Annotated in this window: 22 protein-coding genes; 8 read left to right on the top strand and 14 right to left on the bottom strand. The window is 71.8% G+C overall.

The window, feature by feature from the left end; translation table 11 throughout:
* Nucleotides 1-54 precede the first annotated feature (54 nt).
* A complete protein-coding gene (locus tag GAS53_RS14305; RefSeq protein WP_151477919.1) occupies nt 55-789 on the top strand; it encodes a TetR/AcrR family transcriptional regulator in 735 nt (244 codons plus the stop codon).
* On the opposite strand, the gene GAS53_RS14300 is transcribed toward GAS53_RS14305, so the two are convergent.
* Complete coding sequence (locus GAS53_RS14300) at nt 744-1622, bottom strand: AfsR/SARP family transcriptional regulator (RefSeq protein ID WP_151477918.1); 879 nt, start codon at nt 1620-1622, stop codon at nt 744-746. The two genes, GAS53_RS14305 and GAS53_RS14300, sit on opposite strands and share 46 nt — an antisense overlap.
* Nucleotides 1623-1728: 106 nt before the next feature.
* On the opposite strand from GAS53_RS14300, the gene GAS53_RS14295 reads away from it, so the two are divergent.
* Genes GAS53_RS14295 through GAS53_RS14285 form a run of 3 tightly spaced genes read left to right on the top strand, consistent with a single transcriptional unit; the run spans nt 1729 to nt 6049 of the window.
* Entirely contained in the window at nt 1729-3918 is a 2190-nt protein-coding gene (locus GAS53_RS14295; RefSeq protein ID WP_151477917.1) for an MMPL family transporter, read from the top strand.
* A 44-nt stretch (nt 3919-3962) separates the two neighbouring features.
* A complete protein-coding gene (locus GAS53_RS14290) occupies nt 3963-5387 on the top strand; it encodes a sensor histidine kinase (RefSeq protein WP_404829220.1) in 1425 nt (474 codons plus the stop codon).
* Entirely contained in the window at nt 5384-6049 is a 666-nt protein-coding gene (locus GAS53_RS14285) for a response regulator transcription factor (RefSeq protein WP_151477916.1), read from the top strand. Before GAS53_RS14290 ends, GAS53_RS14285 begins: the two co-directional genes overlap by 4 nt.
* Here the strand turns inward: GAS53_RS14285 and GAS53_RS14280 are convergent.
* Entirely contained in the window at nt 6010-6294 is a 285-nt protein-coding gene (locus GAS53_RS14280; protein ID WP_151477915.1) for a DUF6332 family protein, read from the bottom strand. The two genes, GAS53_RS14285 and GAS53_RS14280, sit on opposite strands and share 40 nt — an antisense overlap.
* Nucleotides 6295-6403: 109 nt before the next feature.
* A complete protein-coding gene (locus GAS53_RS14275; protein WP_151477914.1) occupies nt 6404-7906 on the bottom strand; it encodes an MFS transporter in 1503 nt (500 codons plus the stop codon).
* Nucleotides 7907-7991: 85 nt separating this feature from the next.
* Between GAS53_RS14275 and GAS53_RS14270 the strand changes: the two genes are divergently transcribed.
* Entirely contained in the window at nt 7992-8399 is a 408-nt protein-coding gene (locus GAS53_RS14270) for a MarR family winged helix-turn-helix transcriptional regulator (RefSeq protein WP_151477913.1), read from the top strand.
* A 77-nt stretch (nt 8400-8476) separates the two neighbouring features.
* Here GAS53_RS14270 and GAS53_RS14265 read toward each other — a convergent pair whose 3' ends face one another.
* The 10 genes from GAS53_RS14265 to GAS53_RS14220 form a co-directional block, all read right to left on the bottom strand.
* Nucleotides 8477-9214 carry a maleylpyruvate isomerase family mycothiol-dependent enzyme gene (locus GAS53_RS14265; RefSeq protein ID WP_151477912.1) on the bottom strand — a complete coding sequence of 246 codons (738 nt, stop codon included), beginning with the start codon at nt 9212-9214 and terminating at the stop codon, nt 8477-8479.
* 99 nt (nt 9215-9313) lie between these two features.
* On the bottom strand, nt 9314-9595 hold the full coding sequence (locus GAS53_RS55145) for a hypothetical protein (protein ID WP_192583110.1): 282 nt from the start codon (nt 9593-9595) through the stop codon (nt 9314-9316).
* Nucleotides 9596-9681: 86 nt separating this feature from the next.
* A complete protein-coding gene (locus GAS53_RS14255) occupies nt 9682-10572 on the bottom strand; it encodes an NAD(P)-dependent oxidoreductase (RefSeq protein ID WP_151478020.1) in 891 nt (296 codons plus the stop codon).
* 356 nt (nt 10573-10928) lie between these two features.
* Nucleotides 10929-11678: an SDR family NAD(P)-dependent oxidoreductase gene (locus GAS53_RS14250; protein WP_151477911.1), complete on the bottom strand. Its 750-nt coding sequence runs from the start codon at nt 11676-11678 to the stop codon at nt 10929-10931.
* On the bottom strand, nt 11675-12637 hold the full coding sequence (locus GAS53_RS14245; protein ID WP_151477910.1) for a fumarylacetoacetate hydrolase family protein: 963 nt from the start codon (nt 12635-12637) through the stop codon (nt 11675-11677). The genes GAS53_RS14250 and GAS53_RS14245 overlap by 4 nt, the downstream gene beginning before the upstream one ends.
* Before the next feature lie 12 nt (nt 12638-12649).
* Nucleotides 12650-13588, bottom strand: coding sequence for a VOC family protein (locus GAS53_RS14240; RefSeq protein ID WP_151477909.1), 939 nt, complete (start codon nt 13586-13588; stop codon nt 12650-12652).
* 26 nt (nt 13589-13614) lie between these two features.
* On the bottom strand, nt 13615-14619 hold the full coding sequence (locus GAS53_RS14235) for an amidohydrolase family protein (protein WP_151477908.1): 1005 nt from the start codon (nt 14617-14619) through the stop codon (nt 13615-13617).
* The gene (locus GAS53_RS14230) at nt 14616-15740 is read right to left on the bottom strand and encodes an FAD-dependent oxidoreductase (RefSeq protein ID WP_192583109.1); all 1125 of its coding nucleotides are present in this window, start codon (nt 15738-15740) and stop codon (nt 14616-14618) included. Before GAS53_RS14230 ends, GAS53_RS14235 begins: the two co-directional genes overlap by 4 nt.
* A 23-nt stretch (nt 15741-15763) precedes the next feature.
* Nucleotides 15764-16741 carry a cyclase family protein gene (locus GAS53_RS14225; protein ID WP_151477906.1) on the bottom strand — a complete coding sequence of 326 codons (978 nt, stop codon included), beginning with the start codon at nt 16739-16741 and terminating at the stop codon, nt 15764-15766.
* Nucleotides 16738-17736, bottom strand: a complete 999-nt coding sequence (locus GAS53_RS14220; RefSeq protein WP_192583108.1) for a fumarylacetoacetate hydrolase family protein — start codon at nt 17734-17736, stop codon at nt 16738-16740. The genes GAS53_RS14225 and GAS53_RS14220 overlap by 4 nt, the downstream gene beginning before the upstream one ends.
* A 163-nt stretch (nt 17737-17899) precedes the next feature.
* Between GAS53_RS14220 and GAS53_RS14215 the strand changes: the two genes are divergently transcribed.
* Nucleotides 17900-18817 carry a LysR family transcriptional regulator gene (locus GAS53_RS14215; RefSeq protein WP_151477904.1) on the top strand — a complete coding sequence of 306 codons (918 nt, stop codon included), beginning with the start codon at nt 17900-17902 and terminating at the stop codon, nt 18815-18817.
* 379 nt (nt 18818-19196) lie between these two features.
* Nucleotides 19197-20501 (top strand): MFS transporter, encoded by a 1305-nt coding sequence (locus tag GAS53_RS14210; protein ID WP_151477903.1) that lies wholly within the window; start codon nt 19197-19199, stop codon nt 20499-20501.
* A gap of 102 nt (nt 20502-20603) precedes the next feature.
* Here GAS53_RS14210 and GAS53_RS14205 read toward each other — a convergent pair whose 3' ends face one another.
* Complete coding sequence (locus GAS53_RS14205; protein ID WP_151477902.1) at nt 20604-21635, bottom strand: saccharopine dehydrogenase family protein; 1032 nt, start codon at nt 21633-21635, stop codon at nt 20604-20606.
* A gap of 119 nt (nt 21636-21754) precedes the next feature.
* Between GAS53_RS14205 and GAS53_RS14200 the strand changes: the two genes are divergently transcribed.
* A complete protein-coding gene (locus GAS53_RS14200) occupies nt 21755-22711 on the top strand; it encodes a helix-turn-helix domain-containing protein (protein WP_151477901.1) in 957 nt (318 codons plus the stop codon).
* Nucleotides 22712-22721 lie beyond the last annotated feature (10 nt).

Here is a 22721-nt window from a genome sequence, read left to right as displayed (position 1 = left end):
GAGCAGTGCTCTCGTTTGTGTGCAGTGCTCTGAAACCGTGGCACACTGCCTCACATGAGCACCGCACGAGGAGCACGCGCCCGAGCCCGGATCGAGGTCACCGCGGCCATCAAGGACGAGGCGCGCAGACAGCTCGCCGAGGAAGGCGCCGCCAAGCTCTCGCTGCGCGCCGTGGCCCGCGAGCTCGGCATGGTCTCCTCCGCGCTGTACCGCTACTTCCCCAGCCGCGACGACCTGCTGACCGCCCTCATCATCGACGCCTACGACTCGCTCGGCGAGACCGCCGAGGCGGCGCACGCCAAAGTGGCCGACGCCGGGCCCGTCCGCCGCTGGACCGTGGTGTGCGAGGCGGTGCGCGACTGGGCGCTGGCCCATCCGCACGAGTACGCGCTGATCTACGGCTCGCCCGTACCCGGCTACACCGCACCGGATACGACCGTCCCGGCGGCGTCCCGGGTCGGGCTGCTCCTCATCGGAATCATCCGGGACGCGCACCAGGGCGCCGGTGTCGCCCTGCCTCGGCTGCCCGCCGAACTCGAGCCCGAGGCCCGGCGGCTGGCGGAGGACCTCGCACCGGACCTGCCGCCCGCGGTGGTCACGGCGCTCGTCGCGGCGTGGGCGCAGCTGTACGGGCTGGTCGGCTTCGAGCTGTTCGGGCAGTTCAACCGGCTCGTGGAGGACCGCGAGCCGTTCTTCCGGCACGCGGTCGCCCAACTCGGCCATGGCGTCGGCCTGGTGTTCCCTCAGGACACCGGCACGGGCGGCCGGGGCAGCAGGTCGGGATCCTGACGCAGCATCCGCGCGTGCAGTGACCGCAGCGGCGGTCCCGGGTCCGCGCCCAGCGCCTCGGCGAGCCGCTGCCGGGCCGCCTCGTAGGCGGCCAGCGCGTCCGAGGAGCGGCCCGTCCGGTACAGGGCGAGCATCAGCAGTTCGACGAGCCGTTCCCGCAGCGGGTGCGCGGCGACCAGCCGGACGAGCTCGTGGACGTACTCGAAGGACCGGCCGAGTTCGATCGCTCCGGCCAGCCGGGCCTCCAGCACCGTGAGCCGCTTCTCGGCCCAGCGCAGCCGCTCCGCCGCCAAGTACGGGGCCTGCAGGCCCTCCGCGAAGTCGCCGCGCCACAACCGCTCGGCGCGCTCGATCAGTTCACCGGCATGCCGCAGGTCACCCGCATCCCGCGCGGCGATCGCCTCGTCCACCAACCGCCGCCGCTCGCGCAGGTCGTCGATGCCCGCTCCGGTGAGCCGGTACCCGCTGCCGGTCCACGCCAACTCCGCGGCGTCGCCCAGGGCTCGGCGCAGCCCGGAGACGTACTTCTGCACGAGGTTGCGTACATGCACGGGCGGGGTACCGCCCCACACGGCCTCCACCAGCGCGTCGTACGAGATCGAGCGCCCTTCCTGGAGGAGCAGCACGGCGAGTACGGCCCGCTGCCTCGGCGGGCCCAGCGGCACCTCGACCCCGTCGCGCAACGCCCGGAGCGGGCCGAGCAGTTCGAAGCGAAGGTCGTTGGACGTGCCGTCACCCAAGTCGCCCACGTCACTCGAAGTATCCGAGTCGCCCGAGGTATCCGAGTCACTCAGGTCGCCCTCGCGCAGGCCGTTCCGCGTCCCCTCGCCCATGCGTCGAGAGTAGCCCGGCCACCGCGTTCCAGTGGATCTTCCAGCGGACGGTCAGCGGCGGCCGCGACGGTGGCGGGCACGGATCCCCGGCGAAAGGCCCACCACGATGCTCACCCGGCTCGGCCGCCTGGCGGTGCGGCGCAGCCGCGCCGTCCTCATCGGCGTACTCCTCGTCTTTCTCGGCCTGGCCGCCTACGGCGCGGGCGCCCAGGACGACCTGGACCTCGCGCGCTGGAGCTCGCCCGGCACGGAGTCGGTGCGCGCGGGCGACGTACTGCGCGAGGAGTTCGGCACCGGCAACCCCAACCTCGCGCTGCTGGTCACGGCACGCGACGGCGACGTCGACAGCGCCGCCACGGAGAGTGCGGCCGGCGCGCTCGCCCGGGAGGTGGAGCGACTGCCCCTGGTCACGGACGTCACCTCGTACTGGGACGCGAAGAGCCCCGCCCTGCGCAGCGCCGACGGCGACCGGGCGCTCGTACTGGCCCGCCTCGAAGGCAGCGCCACGGAGGCGCGCGAGCAACTCGCCACACTCTCACCCCAGTTGACGCGCACGACTCCCGAACTCACCGTCCAGGTAGGCGGACAGGAGGAGATCTCACGGCAGGTCGGTGAACAGGCCCGCACCGACTTCCTGCGCGCGGAGCTCTTCGCGGTGCCCGCCGTCGTACTCCTGCTCATCCTGGTCTACCGGCGCACCACGGCCGCCCTGCTGACCGTCGCGGTCGGTCTGCTGTCCGTGCTCGGAACACTCGCAGGGCTGCGGGCGATCGCGCAGGTCACCGAGGTGTCGACGTTCGCGGCGAACCTCGCGCTCGTCCTGGGCCTCGGACTCGGCGTGGACTACAGCCTGTTCGTGATCAGCCGCTACCGCGAGGAGCGCGCCGCCGGACACGCCCAGCCCGACGCCGTCGTACGGGCGACCGCGGTCGCCGGGCGCACGGTGGTCTTCAGCGGCGTGACGGTGGCGGTGTCGCTGTGCGCGCTGCTGGTGTTCCCGTTCTTCTTCCTCAGCTCGTTCGCGTACGCGGGTGTCCTCGTCGTGGCGACGGCGGTGGCCGGCGCGGTGCTCTTCCTGCCGGCGGCGCTGGCCCGCTGGGGCCACCGCGTCGAACGGCCCGCTGCACGCGCGTCCGGCTTCTGGCACCGCACGGCCGTCGCTGCGATGCGCCGCCCGCTGCTCGCCGGCGCCGGAGTGCTCACGGTCCTGCTCCTCGCCGCATCGCCCCTCCTGGGCCTGCGCTTCGGGCTCCCCGACGAGCGGACGCTCCCCGAAGGGACCTCCTCGCGCACCACCTCCGAAATCGTGCACAAGGAGTTCCCCGCCGAACCCACCGACACCATCCAGGTCGTTTTCACGGACACGGAAATGCTCACGGAAGGGTCCACGAATACGGCCGACACGCGCGCGTACGCCGCCCAACTCTCCCGTATCCCGGGCGTGTTCCAGGTCGACGCTCCGACCGGCGCCTATCGCGACGGGCTGCGGGCGGGAGCGCCGGGCCAGGACCGGCTGACGGCGCCCGACGGCCGCGTACGCCTGGCCCTCGTGCCCACCCAGCGGGCGATGTCCGGCGACGTGCCCGCGCTCGTCGAACGCGTCCGCGACGCGCCCGCACCCGCCGGCGTACTGGTCGGCGGCTACCCGGGCGAGACCACCGACTTCCGGTCCACGCTCCTCGACCGGCTGCCCCTCGCCGCCGGGATCGTCCTGGTGGCGACATACGTGATCCTCTTCCTGATGACCGGCAGCGTGCTGCTGCCCGTCAAGGCGACCGTGCTGAACCTGCTCAGCCTGTCGGTGATGTTCGGCTGCCTGGTGTGGGTCTTCCAGGACGGCAACCTGTCCGGCGTACTCGGCTTCACGGCGACCGGTTCGATCGAGCCGAGCATCCCGGTGCTGATGTTCTGTGTGGCGTACGGCCTGTCGATGGACTACGAGGTGTTCCTGCTGTCCCGCATCAAGGAGGAGCACGATCGCACCGGCGACACCGAGCGTGCGGTCGGCGAGGGCATCCGGCGCAGCGCCCCGCTGATCACCGCGGCGGCCGGCATCCTCGCCCTGTCCTTCCTCTCGTACGCCACCGGAGGTGTCGTCTTCCTCAAGGAGCTGGGCATCGGCACGGCCCTGACGATCCTCGTGGACGCGACTCTGATCCGGGTGGTCCTGCTGCCCGTGACGATGCGGCTCGCGGGCCGCGCGAACTGGTGGGCGCCGAAGCAGCTGCGCCGCTTCCGGATCAGGGAGGCCGCGGCACCCGAGCCGGAGCGGGTACTCCGCCGGGAGTACGTGTGATCACCTCGCTCGGCTGACGCCTGCGGCGGCCCGCGGCGTCTAGCGTGGCTGGCATGGAAGAGCAGCGCACACGTCCGTGCGGTGGACCCCCCTGGATGCGGGGCGGTCCCCCGCGGCGAGGGCGGCACGGGCCGCCGTGGCGGACATGGGGCGGTCCGCCGCGCGGATGGCGGCACGGGCCCCCGTGGTGGAACCGCCGCGACGACGAGGACGAGGACAGCCGTCCTCGCCGGCCGTGGCGCTCGACGCTGCTGATCACCGTGTTCGTGCTGGTCGGCAGCAACTTCGCGGCCCACCAACAGCCTGACCGCGAGCACCTCGACCTGCTTGCCCGGGCGCTGCTGCTCACGGGTGCCGTGCTGCTTCTGTGGCGGCAGCGGTATCCGGTGCTCGTGGTGTCCGGCACCTCGGCGGCGGCCGCCCTCTACTTCATCGTCGGCTATCCGTACGGGCCGGTCTTCCTCACCGTCGCGCTCGGCTTCTTCAGTGCGGTCGTCGCCGGGCACCGCCGCGCGGCCTGGGCGGCGCTCGGGTCCCTGTGGACGGCCCACCTCCTGGTGGGGCACTGGTTCTACCGGTGGCTGCCGCCGAGCGGCGACACAGCCTTCCCATGGAGCGAGGACATTGCCGTCGCCACCTGGATGGTGGCCATCGGCGCGGTCTCCGAACTCGCCCGCGTACGCCGTGAGCAGTGGGACCGCGACCGGGCGGAACGCCGGCAGGCGGCCAAGCGGCGCGCCGACGAGGAGCGGCTGCGGATCGCCCGCGAACTGCACGACGTCCTGGCGCACAGCATCTCCGTCATCAACGTCCAGGCGGGGGTCGGCCTCGCCCTGCTGGACTCCGATCCGGAGCAGGCGCGCACCGCGCTCACCACCATCAAGGCGGCGAGCAAGGAGGCCCTGGGGGAGGTGCGCCAGGTGCTCGACACGCTGCGTACGCCCGGTGACGCGCCGCGCGCGCCGGCGCCGGGCCTCGACCGCCTGCCCGAACTCGTCGAGCAGGCGGCGGGCGCCGGACTGACGGTCGGCGTCGAGACCCGGGGCGAGCGCAGGGCCCTGCCGCCCGGCGCCGATCTCGCCGCCTTCCGCATCGTCCAGGAGGCGCTGACCAACGTCGTACGGCACTCCGGATCGCGGCACGCGCGCGTGCGGGTCGACCACGCGGGCGACGCGTTGCGGCTCCGTATCGACGACGACGGCCCGGCGACGGGCGCGGACGCGGGAGGCAGCGGCAACGGACTGGCCGGAATGAGGGAGCGGGCCGCGGCCCTGGGTGGCACGATCGAGGCCGGGCCGCGCGAGGACGGCGGCTTCCGGGTGCTGGCCGTACTGCCGCTCAAGAACTCGCCCGGGGCGTCAAGCGCGTCAGGGGCGCCATCCGGGAAATCCGCGAAGTACGGGAAATCTGAGAGATCCGCGAAATCCGGGACGTCCGAGAAGTCCCTCGAGCTCAAGGAGGACCGGTGATCCGCGTACTGCTCGCCGATGACCAGTCGCTGGTCCGCGCAGGCTTCAAGGCGCTCCTCGACGCCCAGCGGGACATCGAGGTGGCCGGGGAGGCCGCCGACGGCGAGGAGGCGCTGCGCTCGGTGCGCGAACTGCGGCCCGACGTCGTCCTGATGGACATCCGCATGCCCCTGCTCGACGGCCTCGCCGCGACCCGCGGCATCACCGACGACGCGGACCTGAAGGACGTCAAGGTGGTCATGCTGACCACCTTCGAGCTGAACGAGTACGTCTTCGAGGCCATCCGCTCCGGAGCGTCCGGCTTCCTCGTCAAGGACACCGAACCGGACGAACTCCTGCGCGCGGTGAGGGCGGTGGTGGAGGGTGACGCGCTGCTCTCGCCGGGCGTGACCCGTCGGCTGATCGCCGAGTTCGCGGCGCGCTCCAAGGAGCCCGCGGCCGCTGACGCGCTCGGCCGGCTGACCGAGCGGGAGCGGGAGGTGATGGCGTTGGTGGGCATCGGACTGTCGAACGAGGAGATCGCGCGCAGGCTGGTCGTCAGCCCGCTGACGGCCAAGACCCACGTCAGCCGCACGATGGTGAAGCTGGGCGCCCGCGACCGGGCCCAACTGGTCGTGCTCGCCTACGAGTCGGGGTTGGTGCGGCCGGGCTGGCTGGGCTGAGGCCGCTGCCGGAAACGGACCAGCACGGTGACCACCCGCAGGAGGAAGAGGACGGCCGTGAGTGCGGTCCCGACGGCGAGCTGGACCCGCTCGACGGTGCCCGGCAGGTCGAAGAGCAGCGCGGGGCCGGCCACGGCCCCGAACACCACCGCCGCCGTGAACGCGGCGCTGGCCAACGCGTATCCGATCTCCACGGTCATCGCGTCCCGCTCGGACTGAGTCCGCCGTCCCCCGGTCTGCCCCATGCCGTGAGTGTCACAGGCATGCGCCCGGCGGGGCAAGAAAGCCCGCCGGGCGCACGGTAGTCAGGGATCAGTCGCGTCCGTCGAAGGATCGGTCGCGTACGTCGAAGGGTCAGTCGCGGACCGCCACCCGCTCCTCGTCCGTCGCCTCCTTCTGCGTGGGCTCGGACTTGGCGACCAGGATCGTCGTCTGCTGCGTACGCTGCCGGCGCAGTCCGGTGGCCGTGATGAGGAGGCCCGCCACGGCGATCGCGGTCACCACGATCAGACCGGGACGGTAGCTGTCGAGGACCGCCTGCGGAGAGGAGCTCCCGGAGGAGTTAGCTGTCACGACGGCCGTCACGACCGCGAGGAAGATCGCGCCGCCCACCTGCACCGAGGTGTTGAGCAGGCCCGAGACCATGCCCTGCTCGTGGTCGTCCACGCCGTTGGTGGCCTGGATGTTGAGCGAGGGGAAGACCAGCGCGCACGCCGCGCCGATCAGCAGCATCGACGGCAGGATCACCGCCGCGTACACCGGGTCGAGGTCGACGCGCAGGAACAGCGCGTAGCCGACGACCATCAGGGCGAAGCCCGTCACGAGGAGCCGCGGCGTGCCGAACCGGTCGACGATGGCGCCCATCTTCGTCGCGGACAGCGCGACGAGCGCACCCGCGGGCAGGAAGGCGAGCGCGGTGTGCATGGCCGACCAGCCGAGCAGCGACTGCATGTACAGCGTCACCAGGAACTGGAAGCCGACGTACGAGCCGAAGAACGTCATGGCGCCCAGCTGTGCCCGGATCTGGTTGCCGGAGCGCAGCACGCCGAGCCGGACCAGCGGGCTCGGGCTGCGCTGCTCGACGCGTACGAAGACCGTGAGCAGGACGGCGACCGCGAGGAACGACAGCAGCGTACGGGCCGTGGCCCAGCCCACCTCGGGTGCCTGGACGACGGTGAAGACGAGCAGCAGCATGGAGGCGGTGCCGATGACGGCGCCGGGGATGTCGTAGCCGCGGTGGTTCTTCTCGCGCTCCGTGTGCGGCAGCAGCTTCAGGCCCGCGAGCAGGGCGATCAGCGCGATGGGCGCGGGCAGCAGCATGGTCAGCCGCCAGCTGGCCTCGGTGAGCAGCCCGGACAGGACCAGGCCCATCGAGAAGCCGGTGGCGGCACAGGTGGTGTAGATGGAGAGGGCGCGGTTGCGCAGCGGGCCCTCCGGGAACGTCGTGGTGATGATCGACAGGCCCGCGGGAGCGGTGAACGCGGCGCTCAGGCCCTTGATGAACCGGCTCGCTATCAGCAGCGGGCCCGAGTCGACGAGCCCGCCGAGCAGTGAGGCGAGCGCGAAGACGCCGAGCGCCACCAGGAAGACCTGACGGCGGCCGAGCAGGTCGGCGGCGCGGCCGCCGAGGAGCAGCAGGCCACCGTAGCCAAGGATGTAGCCGCTGACGATCCACTGCAGGGTCGAGGTGGAGAGATCGAGTTCGGAACCGATGGACGGCAGGGCGACGCCGACCATCGACACGTCCAGCGCGTCCAGGAACATCGCGGCGCAGAGCACCAGCAGGGTGCCCCACAGGCGCGGAGTCCAGCGAACCGCCGAGGACGGAGTCCCGGGGGTGGTGAGCGGAGAGGTCATGCGCCACACGGTACATGCGCATGCATTCAATGCAAATGCATTTAATGTGGATGCAACAAAGACCGTTTTTTGCTAGGGTGCGGCCATGGCGGCTGTCGAGAAGGCCGAGCAAGGGCTCGTGGACCAGTGGCGCGACATCCTTGCGGTGCATGCGCGCACGCTCTGCGAACTCGACCGCGTCCTGCACCAACACGGCCTGGGCGCCAGCGACTTCGAGGTCCTCGACGTGCTGGCCACGAGCGCGCCGGCCGACGGCGGCCCCTCGTACCGCGTCCAGGAGATCGCCGAACGAGTGCATCTGAGCCAGAGCGCGCTGTCCCGGCTGATCGGCCGCCTCGAGAAGGACGGCCTCGTGGAGCGCTGCATGTGCCCCGAGGACCGACGCGGGGTACGCGTCGCCCTCACCCCGAAGGGGCGCGCGCTGCACGGCCAGGTGCTGCCGGTGCAGCGCGCGGTACTGGGGCGGATGCTGACGGGTGACTCCGCCGGGTGAGCGGCGTGGCTGCCTGAGTGGTTTCTTCTGCCGCCCGGTCGGCCGCCCGCAGTCGGCGCATGATGCCCTGTGACTGCTCAGCTCCAGGTGACCCCGGAGTTCTCCTGCCACAGCGTCGCGATCGACGCGTCTCCCGTCAGGCCCGGGAAGGGCCGGCGGTTCCACAGCGCGAGGTAGAGGTCGGCGGCGGTCCCCGCCAACTCGCAGTCGGGGTCCGCCACTTCACCCCGCTCACTCGCGGGCGGCTCGGGCGACAGCCGTACGGTCCACACGGCATCCGTGTCCGAGGCCCGCACCCTCAGGACGCGCGGCTCGTCCGTCCGTACCCTGCTCTTGCTGCGGGCGTGGAAGCCGAGCAGCAGCTCGTCGATGCCGTCGACCGCGAAGTCCACGGCGATCGCACTCAGGGCGCCGCCGCGCGCCGACTCCGCGTCGACCCGGTGCACGGTCGTCTCGTGGGCCTGCCGCCGTGCCCAGAAGGCGAGCGGCGACGGCGCGGGCAGGAAACTCCAGCACTCCACGTCGGCCGGAGCCCCGGCGAGCGTGTCGACGAGCCGCCGGTGCCCGTCCCGGAACCAGGCCAGCAGCTCGGCGCCGTCCAGCTCCGGCAGGCCCCCGTCGGGGTGGTACGAGGTGTGCCCCTCGGCGACGAACGCCGCGGCCCAGCGGTGCACCATGCCGGTGTGCCGCAACAGGTCCCGCACCTGCCAGTCCGGGCAGGTCGGCACCTTGGCATCGGCCCCGGCCTCGTCGGCTGCCCTGGCCAGCAACTGGCCTTCCTGGTCGAGGGTTCGAATGAGCTCCGCAATCTCCATGTGGGGAGTGTGCCGGATGGAGTGGACTTCAGGGGAAGAGGGCGGGGTTCGTCGTGCCGCGACGGAGGTCGTCCCGCACCGAGCACGTCCGGCACCGAGTCAGTCCGGCACCGAGTCCGTCCCGGCGGTCAGGCGTTTCTCGCCGCGCACGACACCTAGTACGGCGCCCTGGTCACGCCCGCGCTCAGCACCGTGCACTTCGACGCCGAGGCCCGCGGGCACTGCGAGACGCGCCCGCGGGCTCGACGCGGGCTCGACGCCACCCTCTGGCTGCGCTTCACCCCCGCCCGCCTGGAGCGCGTCGGAGAGGAACTCGCCCGCCACGTCGAAGTCGCCCTTGCCGGTGCCACCAGCGGCGACTTCGACGTGCGGCGTCAGCATCAGGGTCCGCCGACCCAAACAGGCCGACGCACTCGCGTAAGTGCCCGGCCCGGCTCAGTGCTCGGGAAGCCCGCCCAACCCCGCGGTCAGGCACCGCCCTTCTCGTCGAAGCTCGCGAAGTAGGCCGCGGCCATGTCCTCGTCGGCGTGGCCCTGGGCGGCGGCGCGGGCGAAGCGTTCGGCGCTTGCGGCGGCGACGTCGAGGCGGACGCCGTGCCGCTCGCCGGCCTCGACGATCAGGCGGGCGTCCTTGGCGGCGGTGGCCACGGCGAAGGCGGCCGGTGACAGCTTCTCGTCCAGGATGAGCCCGGCCTTGGCACGCAGGTAGCCCATGTCGAGAGGGCCGCCCTCAATGGCGTCGAAGAAGCTCTGCGGGTCCACGTCGAGGGCCTTGGCCAGGGCCAGGACCTCGCCGGTCGCGTTGGTGGCCGCGAGGACCCAGCTGTTGGCCACGAGCTTGAGGCGGGTGGCGCTGCCCGCCGCGCCGTCCTCGCCGGTCCACACCGTGCGGGAACCGACGGCGTCGAAGACCGGCGTCACGGCATCCCGGCCGTCGCTCGGACCGGCGGCCAGGACGAGCAACTGACCGGCTTCGGCGGGCTGTCGGGTGCCCAGCACGGGCGCGTCGTAGAAGATCAGGCCCTTGTCGCGGGCGAAGTCGGCGAGTTCGCCGATGGCTTCGATGCCGGCGGTCGTCGACTGCACCCATGCGGTGCCCGGGCGCAGGGCGGACGCGGCCTGCCGCATCACGTCCAGCGCGGCGGCACCGTCGAACAGCATGGTGAGGACTACATCGGCGCCCTCGACCGCCTCGGCGGGGGTGCCGGCGATGTGCGCGCCGTCGGCGGCGAGCGGTTCGGCCTTGTCGCGGCTGCGGTTCCAGGCGCGGACGGTGTGTCCGGCGCGCACGAGGTTACGGGCCATCGCGGCGCCCATGATTCCGGTGCCCAGGACACTGACGGTGAGCTTGTCGGTCATGATGCCAACTTCCTGATCCATGCGGTCGTTGGTTACTACTGTGCCCTGGCGGTACGCGACCGGGTGCGCTCCGGGGTGTCGGGGCGCGGCGGCCGGCTCGCCGATCTGCGTCTCCTGGGTGAGGATCCGGACCCGGCCGCCGGGCAGATCCTCCACCAGCCAGGCGTGCAGCACATCGAGCCGCTTTTGGGGCCCGCCGTTCTGCTCGGGGACGGGACGCGAGCTGTTCACCCGCCTCCCGCGCGGTGTGGAACCCACACCCCTCGCCCGCGACCTGGGTGTCCCTGCTCTCGTAGACGCTTCGAGCTCGTCGGGGGGAGAGGCTCTCCTGAGCACCGGCGCCGGTGCAGATCGCCTCATGACGACTCCTGACGCAGTGCGTCCGAGATGGACTTGACGCCGCCGTGCGCGGTGAGGCCGCCGTCCACCGGGATCTCGGCGCCGGTGATGAAGGACGCGGCGTCGGACAACAGGAACACCACGAGCGGGGCGACCTCGTCGACCGTGCCGGTGCGGCCGAGTGGGGTCTCGCGGAGGTTGGCCTCGCGGAACGCCGGGGCGGCGGAGGCGGTCATGTCCGTCTCGATGAAGCCGGGGTGGATGGTGTTCACGCGGATGCCCCGCGGACCCAGTTCCGTGGCCGCGGTCTTCGACAGGCCGCGCAGGGCCCATTTGCTGGCCGTGTACGCGACCGGGTAGTGACCGGTGAGCGCGGCGGTGGAGCCGACGTTGACGATGGACGAGCCGGGCGGCATGAGGGGCGTGAGGTGCTGGATGGCAAGGAGCGGGCCGGTGACGTTGACCGCGTGGACGCGGGCGAAGTCCTTGGCCCGCACGTCGCCCAGGCGGGCGCGCCAGGTGATGCCCGCGTTGTTGACCAGGCCGTGCACCACCCCGTACAAGTCGCCCAGCTCCGCGGCCAGTTGGGCCCACTCCTTCTCGCTGGTGACATCGAGGCGGCGGCAGTCGCCCTCGGGGTTCACATCGGTGGGCACCACGTGGGCGCCCTCCCGGGTGAGCGCCCCGACCTCGGCTGCACCCTGGCCACGGGCGGCTCCGGTGACGACCACGACCTTGCCGGACAGTCTCCCCTGGGCCCAGCTCATGGCCGCTCCCGCGTGCGGCGGCGGGCGGCGGGGATCCGGAGGGGGGCGACGCCCTCCACCACGGTGTTGGAGAGGGAGCCGATGCCCTCGACGGTGAGGGTGACCGTGTCGCCGGGCTTCAGCGGCGGCGGGGACTGTTCACCCCGTACGCCCCACAGCTCCGCCAGGCAGCCGCCGTTGCCACAGGTGCCGGAGCCGAGCACGTCGCCGGGGCGGACGACGGTGCCGCGCGAGGCGTAGGCGACCATCTCCTCGAAGGTCCAGCTCATGTTGGACAGCAGGTCCTCGCCGACGACCTCCCCGTTGACCTCGGCGGTGAGCGCCAGGCGCAGGAAACCGTCGGGGTCGCGGTAGCGCGAAAGCTCGTCGGGCGTGACGAGGTACGGGCCGAGCGTGGCGGCCGTGTCCTTGCCCTTGCACGGGCCGAGGCCCACGTGCATCTCGCGGGACTGGAGGTCGCGCGCGGACCAGTCGTTGAGGATCGTGTAGCCGGCGATGTGGTCGCGGGCCTGTTCGGGGCTGAGGTCGCGGCCCTCGCGGCCGATGACGGCGGCGACTTCGAGCTCGAAGTCGAGGACCCGCGATCCCGGGGGCAGGGGAACGTCGTCGTACGGGCCGATGACCGCGTACGGGTTGGTGAAGTAGAAAGTCGGGGCGTCGTACCAGGCCTCGGGCACCCCGGTGGTGCCGTCCACGGATCGCCGTACGCCCTCGACGTGTTCTTCGAAGGTGACGAAGTCCCGGATGGTCGGCGGCTCCAGCGGCGGCAGCAGGCGTACGTCCGTGAGCGGGACGGCCGGGCCGACGGGGTCGACTCCGAGGGCACCGGTGGCTCTGCGGACTGTGAGGGCTGTGAGGGCTTCGAGGGGTGAGGTGCCGTCCGGCAGGGCCCGTACGACGGTCTCCTCCACGACGCCGCAGTGGCGGCGCCCCTCGTACAGGTACGTGGCGATACGCATGGTGGGCGCCCCTTACACCGGCGGGGCGACGAACACGCCGCGGTCGACGTCGTTGAACGACTCCTTGGCGACCAGCTCGTTCATCGGGTTGGCGGTGCCCCACTGGTCGGTGACCTCGGGGTCGGAGAAGTCGTAGACGTGCGGGTGCCAGGTGTCCTCGTCGAGGACCTCCAACTCGGTGGTGTACTCGACGGTGTTGCCGTGCGGGTCCAGGAAGTACGTGAAGGTGTTGTCGCCCGCCACATGGCGGCCCGGGCCCCAGACCTTGCGGGCGCCCGACCGGATCACACGGCCGGAGCCGCGCATGTACTCGTCCAGGCCGCGCATCTCGAAGGAGACGTGGTGCAGCGCGGTGTGCGGGCCCTGGGCGATGGCCATGGAGTGATGCTGGTTGGAGATCCGCATGAAGTGCATGGCCTCGCCCATTTTCGGGTGCATGAGGGTGTCGGAGAGGCGGAAGCCGAGGTGGCGCTCGTACCACTCCCGAGTCCGGTTCAGATCGGGGGAGTTGAGCACCACGTGCGACAGCTTGACCGGGATCGACTCCCGCTCCTCGATCTTGCGGTGCTGCCGGACCTCGACGTCGGCCGAGACCTCGATGGTGCGTCCGTCGACATCGAAGAAGCGGAAGCCGTAGCCGCCGCCGGGGGTGTCGGCCTTGCCCGGCCGGGATACCAACTGCACGCCGTCGGCGAGGAGTTGTTCGGCGAGCGTGTCCACGTCGGCCGGGCTCGCGGCCCCGTACGCGACGAGGTCGAGGCGCTTCTCGTCGGCCTTGCGCAGCCGTACGACGTACTGCTCGGGTGAGCCCTCGGCGGCCAGGAAGGAGATGCCGGAGTCCTCGGCGACCTTGGTCAGGCCCCAGACGCCGGCGTAGAAGTCGAGCTGCTTGTCGTAGTCGGGCACGGCGAGGTCGACGTGCCGCAGGTGGGTGAGCAGACGTGCGCTCATGGTGGGGGTTCCTCCTTGTGCGAGGTTCAGGTCAGGTGCAGCAGAGCCGCCGCGTTGGCGCCGCGCACGGCGTGGAAGTCGGCGTCGGGCAGCCGGGCGGCGCGCAGTGCGCGGAGCGGGTCCTCGGTGCCCATGTCGAAGGGGAAGTCGGAACCGAGGAGGACCCGGTCCGCACCGGTGACGCGGGTCAACTCCCGGAGTGTGCGGGGGTCGTGGACGAGCGAGTCGAAGTACAGGCGCCTGAGGTAGCTGCTGGGCAGGTTGGCGCAGCCCGCCCCCGCGTCGGAGCGGGCGGACCAGGCATGGTCGGAGCGGCCGATGTGGGTGGGGAGATAGCCGCCGCCATGGGCGGCCATCAGTTTCAGCTCCGGGTGGCGGTCCAGCACGCCGGAGAAGATCAGGTGCGACAGTGCCACGGCGTTCTCGGTGGGCTGGCCGACGGTGTTGGACAGGTACCAGCGGTCCAGGCGCTCGTCGAGGGTGCAGCCGAAGGGGTGCAGGAAGAGGAGTGCGCCCGTCTCCTCGGCCCGCGACCAGAAGGGTTCGTAGGCGGGATCGGACAGCTCTCGCCCCGGCGCGTGACTGGAGATCTCCACCCCCAACAGCCCTTGTTCCAAGGCGTGTTCGAGTGCCGCGACGGCCAGGGCCGGGTGCTGGAGAGGGGCGAGTCCAAGCCCGCGCAGCCGGTCGGGAGCGGCCGAACAGTGCGTGGCCGTCGCCTCGTTGGCCAGCCGGTACACCTTCTCGGCCGTGTCCTCGTCGGCCCAGTAGTGGTAGTGCGACGGGGACGGGCTGACCAGCTGCACGTCCACGCCCTGCGCGTCCATCGCGGCCAGTCGTACGGTGACGTCGGTCAGCTTAGGGACGCGCTCGGCGACCATGGGGCCGTTGACGGCCAGGGCTGCCGGGCCGTTGCGCCGGGCGTCCAGGGCCCTGGCCTCGGCCAGGGCGGGATGCCCGGCGACGGCCTCCTCGACCTGCGGCAGCAGGATGTGCGCGTGCACGTCGACCGTGGGCGCGTCCGGCGTCACGGCAGTTCCTTGAGCGCCGCCATGGTGGCGCCGATCAGCCCGGGCACGTCACCGCGTACGCCGTCGAGCTGCCACTGCCCGATCTGCACGGACGCGTCGACGACCATCCAGACCCTGGCGATCCGCCGCTCGTAGTAGCCGCTGAGCAGCGTCTCGTCCCATGCGGCCCCGCTGGTCAGCAGCCGGGTCAGCACCCACGCGTCCTCCAGGGACATCGCCGCGCCCTGGGCCATCGTGGGCGGGCAGCAGTGTGCGGCGTCCCCGACGAGGACGACCCGGCCGCGATGCCAGGAGCCCTCGACCAGCAGCCGGTCGAACCAGGTGTAGTTGACCTTCGCCGGGTCGGTGATCGACTCGCGGATCTCGTCCCAGGCACCGCCGTAACCCTCGGCGAGGCGGCGCATCTCCTTCGCGTAGGACTCGGGCGGGACGGCGGCACGGTCGCGGTTGGCTTCGACCAGGTAGGCGTAGAGGGTGTCCTTGCCGGTGGGCGTGTAGCCGGCGATGTAGCAGGGCCCGCCGTGGGCGAGGTCGCTGCGCTGCACGGCGGCCGGGCGGGGTGCCGCGACACGCCAGATGGCCATGCCGGTCGGCTCGGGCCTGTCGTCGATGCCGATGGCGGCGCGGGTCGTGGAGTGCAGGCCGTCGGCGGCCACCACGAGGTCGTAGCGGCCCTCGGTGCCGTCGCTGAAACGCACGACGACGCCGCTGTCGTCCTGGGTGAGGATCTCGGCGGTGGTGCCGAGCCGGATGCGCGCGCCGGATGCCTGGACGGCGTCGGTGAGGATGCGCTGCAGTACCGGGCGTTGCATGCCCAGGGTGGCCGGAAGGTCGTCCCCGCCGGTGCGGATGTCCTCGGTGACGTGGAGCACGGTGCCGTCGGGCGCGGTCAGCCCCAGGGACTCGAAGCAGAAGCTGTGCTCGCGTATCTCGTCCCACACGCCGATCTCGCGCAGCACGCGCAGGGCGTTGCCCTGGAGGGTGATGCCGGAGCCCCGGACGTTCCAGTCCGGCTTGATCTCCACGAGGTCCACCGTGATGCCCGCCTGCCGCAGCAGCACGGTCATGGCGTTGCCGGCGGTGCCTCCTCCGACGACCAGGACGGTTCTCTCTCTTGCCATGGTCAACTCCTTTGCTGTACGGGTCACTTGACGGCAACCGGGTTGACGGGGGACCCGACGGCTCCGGTGATGGGCAGGGGAGCGGCGGTGAGCCAGAACTCGTACACGCCGTCGGCCGCGCAGTCCTCGGCGAGCGCGTCCGGGTCCCACATCTCCCCGATGAGCAGGCCGATGTGGGGGATCGCGACCTGGTGCAGGGGCTGGAAGGCGCGCTCGAACTCGTTGGGCCGTACCTCGAAGCCCCAGGTGTCGGTGGCGATCGCCGCGATCTCGGTGCGGTGCAGCCAGTCGGCCGTGGTGAAGGACAGTCCGGGTGCGTCTCCGCCCGCGTACTCGCCCCAGCCCTCGCGGCGGGCGCGCGCCAGTCGGCCGGTCCGTACGACGACGATGTCGCCGCGGCCGACTCTCACGCCGTGCGCCTCGGCGGTCGCGGCCAGATGCTCCTCGGTGACGGCGAAGCCGTCGGGCAACTCGCCGTCCTCACCGATGACGTGGCCCACATCGAGGAGTACGCCGCGTCCTGCGACGTACGGGGCCATGTGCTCGATGCCGGTCACCAGGTCGCCGTCCGAGGTGACGACCTGCTCGGCCGGCCGCCCGTTCCACGCCCTGCCGTGGTCGAAGATGTGGCCCAGGCCGTCCCACTGGGTGGAGCACTGCAGCGGCATGGAGATCACGTCGTCGGCGCCGCCGAAGCCGTGCGGGAAGCCCTGGTTGCCCAGTGCCGCGTCGGTGCCGGTGTCCAGCATGGTGTGCACCGGGTTGGTGCGGCGCCGCCAGCCCTTCTGCGGGCCGTCCATGTCGAAGCGCTGCGACAGCGAGAAGCTCACGCCCCGGCGTACGAGTGCGGCGCCCTCGCGGCGCTTGGCCTCGTCGAGGAAGTTCAGCGTGCCGAGGACATCGTCGTCGCCCCAACGCCCCCAGTTCGAGCAGGACTTGGCCGCTTCGGCGACCGCGCCCTCGACATCCTTTGCATCAGGCACAGTTGTACGGTCGATCATCGGGGACTCTCCTCGGCGACGCACCGGGTGCGCTGGGCGCCCAGCCCCGTGATCGAGCCGTCCATCACGTCGCCGTCGCGCAGCAGCCGTCCCCAGTGCATGCCGTTGCCGGCCGGGGATCCGGTCAACACCAGGTCGCCGGGGAGGAGTTGAGCGGTCTGGGAGATGTACGACACCATCCGCGCGACGCCGAAGAGCATGTCCTTGGTGGACTCGTCCTGCATGGTCCGGCCGTTCAGCTGAAGCGTGACCCGCAGGTCGCCCGGGTCCGCGATCGACTCGGCGGGCACGATCCACGGGCCGAGCGGGGTGAAGCCGGGCGCGTTCTTGCTGCGCAGCCAGTCGGTGCCGATGGCCTTCATGTCCCGTCGGAAGACGGTGGCGCGATCGGTGAGGTCGTTGGAGATGGTGTACCCGGCGACGTACTTCATGGCCTCCTCGACGCCGACCCGGTGTGCCGGTTTGGCGATGACGGCGGCCAACTCCAGTTCCCAGTCCGGCTTTTCGGCCCATGCGGGGAGTACGACGTCGTCGTACGGGCCGGTGATGGCGCTGGGCAGGCCGATGAAGACGTAGGGCAGGTCCTCGGCCGCCCGCCGGTCCATGATCGCGGCGATCTCCGCCCGCGCCTCCTCGACCGTGCGGGGATCGTCGGGGGAGCGGTGGGCGACCTCCAGGTCGATCACATGCCGGCGGTAGTTGGCGCCGGACTGGAAGACCTGGCGGGGCTCGACGGGGGCGTGGACGTGGAGGCCGTCCAGCGGCCGCCAGTCGGCGGAGGCGTCCGCGGCGAGGGTCCGCAGGCGGGGAAGCACCTCGGCCCAGCGCTCGAAGAGCGTCCGGGTCGTCAGGGCGGGCTCGTCGAGCGCCGTACAAAGGTCGAGCACGCGTCCCTCGGGGACCACGAGACCTGGGAAGGGTGCCTGGTCAGGGGCGGATAGGGTGCCGAGGGCGAAGGGTCCGGAGAAGGACGCGAACGGGGCTGCGGGTTTCACGGGGATGTCCTCCTGATTGCGATGTGACTAATCTGGCCCCGCGTTCGGCAATCAGGGAAATCGATTCTTTGGATGCTGATCATCCATCGTGCAAATGTCATCCCGTAAATGTCGGCGAGCGGAAGTCGTCTCCTCGCGGCGGCGGCCTCGGTCTGGAGGCGTAGTGCACCTGTCCGGCCTCGATCTCAACCTCGTGCTGTCCCTGCGCGCCCTGCTGGAGGAACGCAACGTCACCCGCGCCGGGCAGCGCATCGGGCTCAGCCAGCCCGCGATGAGTGCGGCCCTGGCCCGCCTGCGCCGCCACTTCGACGACGAGCTGCTCTCCCGGGTCGGCGGCCAGTACGAACTGACCGCCCTCGGCCGCGCGCTCCTTGACCGCACCGCCACCGCCTGCGACCTGCTGGAACGGGTCTTCAGCAGCCGGGCCGACTTCACCGCGGGCAGCGAGGAGCACGAGTTCACCCTGCTCTCCTCCGACTACGCCATCGCGGTGTTCGGTGCCGAACTCGCCCGCACCGTGCACGCCGAGGCCCCGGGCGTACGGCTGCGCTTTCTGCGGACCCCGCCCGATGTCACGGAGGAGACGGCGACGCTGCTCAGCACGGCCGACGGGCTGCTGATGCCGCACGGCGTCATCAGCGGGTTCCCCGCCGTGGAGCTGTTCGCCGACCGCTGGGTCTTCCTCGTCGCCGAGGCCAATGACGAGGTCGGCGACCGGCTGACCATGGACCACCTGGCACGGCTGCCCTGGGTCACCTACCAGCGCATCTACGACGCTCCGGCCGCCCGGCAGCTGAGCATGCTCGGCATCGAACCCCGCGTCGAGGTCTCCGTCGACAGCTTCCAGGTGCTGCCCTTCCTGGTCGCGGGCACCCGCCGGATCGCCCTGGTGCAGCAGCGCCTGGCCGAGCGGCTGAGCGGGGTGGCCGCCGTACGGGTCATGGACGCGCCCTACGAGGCGGTCCCGCTGCAGGAGGCGCTGTGGTGGCACCCGGTCCACACCCATGACGCGGCCCACATCTGGCTGCGCGAGACCGCCGCGCGGGTGGGAGGGGAACTGGCCGCATGGGAGCGGAACTGACTGTGTGGGAGCGGAACTGAGGATGTGTGCGGCCCGGCCGCGGCGCCGCCGTGCCCGGACGGCTCCGGCGCCCGCGCCGGCCACGCGGCATCCAAGGCGTGAATGATCCGCATCCTCGATCTCGATCGGGCGGGGTCTAGGCAGGCCCTGCCCGGTGGCCCATAGTCGTCTCAACCCGGCGCCGGAGCCGCCCGTTACCGCTGACGGGTCGGCGCAGGCGCCCGGCACCACACCCGGCCCCGCGCGACGCCACGGCAGTCCATCGACGCCGCACGCTCCGCCCCTGCCCGCCCATGCCCCGTGTTCCGGGCGGCCTCACACGCGGTGGCCGCGCCACCGGAGAACCGCTCCCTCCCGATACGCCACGTGGAGTTTCCGCATGCCTGCGTCCGTGCCCCCGTCCCCCCTTCCCCCGTCCCCTCAGCCCTCGTCCTCGTCGCCGTTCGCGGTCATCGAGGACGACCCGGCCGAGCAGACCGTGGCCGGTACCGGTCACCGGCTGCGCATCACCCTGCTGATGGCCGGCAGTTGCCTGCCCATCCTGGGCGCCGTGCTCATCGCGCCCGTCCTGCCGCAGATGGAGGACCACTTCGCCGGCGTGCCGGGCGTCGAGGCACTGGTCCCCATGGTCCTGACGATCCCCGCCCTGTCCCTGGCGCTGCTGGCCCCCTTCGCCGGTGCCGTCGTCGACCGGCTCGGCCGCAAACGCCTGCTCGTCACCGCCACCGTGCTGTACGCGCTCCTCGGCACCGCCCCGCTCTGGCTGCACTCCCTCGGCGCCATCGTCGCCAGCCGCGCGCTCGTCGGCGTCGTCGAAGCGGCCATCATGACCTGCTGCACCACGCTGATCGGTGACTACTACTCCGGTCGGCAACGCGACCGCTACCTTGCCCTGCAGACCATGTGCGCCTCGATCTCGGCGACGGCCTTCTTCGTGCTGGGCGGCGCGGCCGGCTCGGCAGGCTGGCGCGCACCGTTCTGGGCGTACGCCGTGAGTCTGCTGCTCGCCCCCGCCATGGCCGCCTTCCTCCCCCGGCCGCGTGCGGTCGGCCGGACGAGCGCCGCCACCGCCTCGGCACCGGCCCAACGGCCCTTCCCCTGGCGGCCGCTGGCCGGGACATGCGGACTGACCGTCTTCGGCAGCATCGTCTTCTACACCGTCCAGGTGGAGATGTCCTTCCTCCTGGACGACATGGGCGTGACCGACACCGGCATGATCGGACTGGCCATCGCCACCGCCAGCGCCGCCACCGTGATCGGCGCCGGTGTCTTCACCAGGCTCGGCCGCGGCCCGGACGCCTGGCTGCCCGCCGTGTTCGCCGTGTGCGCCCTCGGCTTCGCGGTGATCTGGGTCGCGCCCAACCCCGCCGTGCTGATCGTCGGAGCCGTGATCAACTGCTTCGGCGGCGGCATCATGCTGCCGAGCCTGCTCACCCTCGCCATGTCCAAGCTCGAGTACGCCGACCGTGGCCGCGGCACCGGTCTGTGGACCGGCTCCTTCTTCGTCGGCCAGTTCCTGTGCCCGCTCGTGGTGCTCACGCTCACCGCCGCCGTCGGCAGCCGGGCGGGCGCCGTCGGCCTGCTCGCCCTCGCCGCGTCGGGTGCCGCCGTGGGACTCGGCCTGCTCGGCCGACGGCGCGGGACGGCCGCCGCCCCGGAACCGCGCGAGCAGACGGCCGGCTGAACCGCCGCGGCATCGGTCCACCACCGGTCGGTCTTCCCGTCCTTACGGTGAAGACTCACCGCACCTGTCGCAGCCCGGCGCACACCGTGGGCGATCGGTCCGCTACTGGCGCACTTCCAGGGAAAGGTGCGCGGACAGCGCGCGGAGGAAGTCGGGAGCGTCGAAGATGTCGCCGGCAGAGGCGACACCGACCGTCCGGGTCCGCCCCGCGAGGATGCGGTCAACCGCTTCCACCGCGAGCGGCGCGCTGACGGCGTAGATGTCCTGGCCCCTCGCCACAGCGCGCCGTTCAGTGCCGCCGGAGCGTACGACGACGTCGACGAGGAAGGTCTGCGCGGACCGCCCGCGCTCGTCGACCGCGGCCGGCGTCGGCGTGTCCGGAGCCGACACGTCCTTGGCCGCCTCGACCGTCATGTACGTGCGGACCTCAGGGATGGTCAGGTGGCTGGGGATGGTGACGACATCGGCCATCGTGAACTCCCCGATGACGGCACGGGCGCCCATCGGCTCGGGAAAGGGCCAGTCCAGGGTGGGCAGGTCGTCGGTGTGGTACTCCAGTCGCCCGTTCCTGTAGCGGATCCGTTGACCGTTCCGCCGCCCCTGGACGGCCTTGCTCGCGGCGCGCGTCCCGGCGGTGGGGTGCCAACTGCTCAGTCCGTACGCGATGTGGGCCTCGTCGGCCGCCGTCCAGTCGCCCATCGCCGCCGTGGTCAGCAGGTCGCCGAGGCCGCCGTAGAACGCCATCGCGGGGACGATCACCGCTCCCGCGGCGCGGGCACGGTCCGTGAAGTGCGCGAACGTGTCGACGTTGGCCTCGATCTCGGCCGCCACATCCACATACGGGATCCCGGCGCGCAGGGCCGCCTCGATCACGGGGGCGGCGGTCGTGGCGAAGGGCCCGGCACAGTTGATCACAGCCGCCGCACCGGCCAGGGCGCGGTCGAGCGACGTCGCGTCGTCGACCGACGCTTGCCGGACGTCGAGTCCGGGATCGGACGCCGCCAGCGCCTTCAGCTTGTCGGCGTCGCGGCCGGAGAGAACCGGGACGAACCCGCGATCCTGCAGCTGTGCCACCACGAACCGCCCGGTGTGCCCGTACGCGCCGAACACCGCCACCGTGTGCGCCGATCCCATGACTTCTCCCCGCTCTCGAATGATCCAGTGATCCAGTGGTGATCCACTGCGGACATCCTGACGAGAGCGGACGTCCCACCGTGAGTGTCCGGAACGCCATGCCCCGTACAATTCCAGACATGGGTACTGTCGCGCTGGCCGTCACCGACGGGATGCTGCACTTCGAACTCTCCGTCGCGTACGAGGTGTTCGGCTCCGCCCCGGCCGGTGTGGCCGGCCCCTGGTACGACGTAGCCGTCTGCGGGTCGGGCGCCGTGCGGGTCGGTCGGTTCCGGCTGGAGCCCGACCACGGGCTCGACCGGCTCCGGCGCGCCGACACCGTGATCGTCCCCGCCTGGGCGGACGTCGACGAGGACCCGCCCGCCGATCTGGTCGGCGCGGTGCGTGCCGCCCACGAGGCGGGCGCGCGTGTGGCCTCCCTCTGCACGGGCGCGTTCGTGCTGGCCGCCGCCGGCCTGCTGGACGGGAAGCGCGCCACCACGCACTGGGCGCACACCGAGGTCCTGGCCGCCCGCTACCCCCAGGTGGAGGTCGATCCGGACGTGCTCTACGTGGACAACGGCAGCGTGCTCACCTCCGCAGGCAAGGCCGCCGCGCTGGACCTGTGCCTGCACCTCGTCCGCCTCGACCGCGGCTCGTCGGTCGCCAACGCCGTCGCCCGCCGCCTGGTCGTGCCGCCGCACCGGGCCGGCGGCCAGGCCCAGTTCGTCGCCGCCCCGGTGCCCACCCGGGACGACCACCCGCTCGCCGCACTGCTCCCCTGGGTGATCGAACGCCTTGAGCACCCGCTGACCGTGGAGGACCTGGCACGCCGGGCACGGATGAGCTCGCGCAATCTGGGCCGCCACTTCCGAGCGGCGACCGGCACCACCCCGCTGCAATGGCTGCTGACTCAACGGATCCGCCGCGCCCAGGAGTTGCTGGAGACCACCGACGACAGCGTCGACGCCATCGCGACAGCCACCGGCATGGGCACCGCCACGACGCTGCGCCGGCACTTCAACCGCACGGTCGGCGTACCTCCGGACACCTACCGCCGCACCTTCCGCTCGCGGTCCGGCCCCCGGCCCGACTGACGGCCGGCTA

This window comes from Streptomyces albicerus (assembly GCF_008905045.1).
GTDB classification, from domain to species: Bacteria; Actinomycetota; Actinomycetes; order Streptomycetales; family Streptomycetaceae; genus Streptomyces; species Streptomyces albicerus.
Note: the sequence above shows the minus strand (reverse complement) of the source record. Positions and strands in the feature narration are given on the sequence as shown.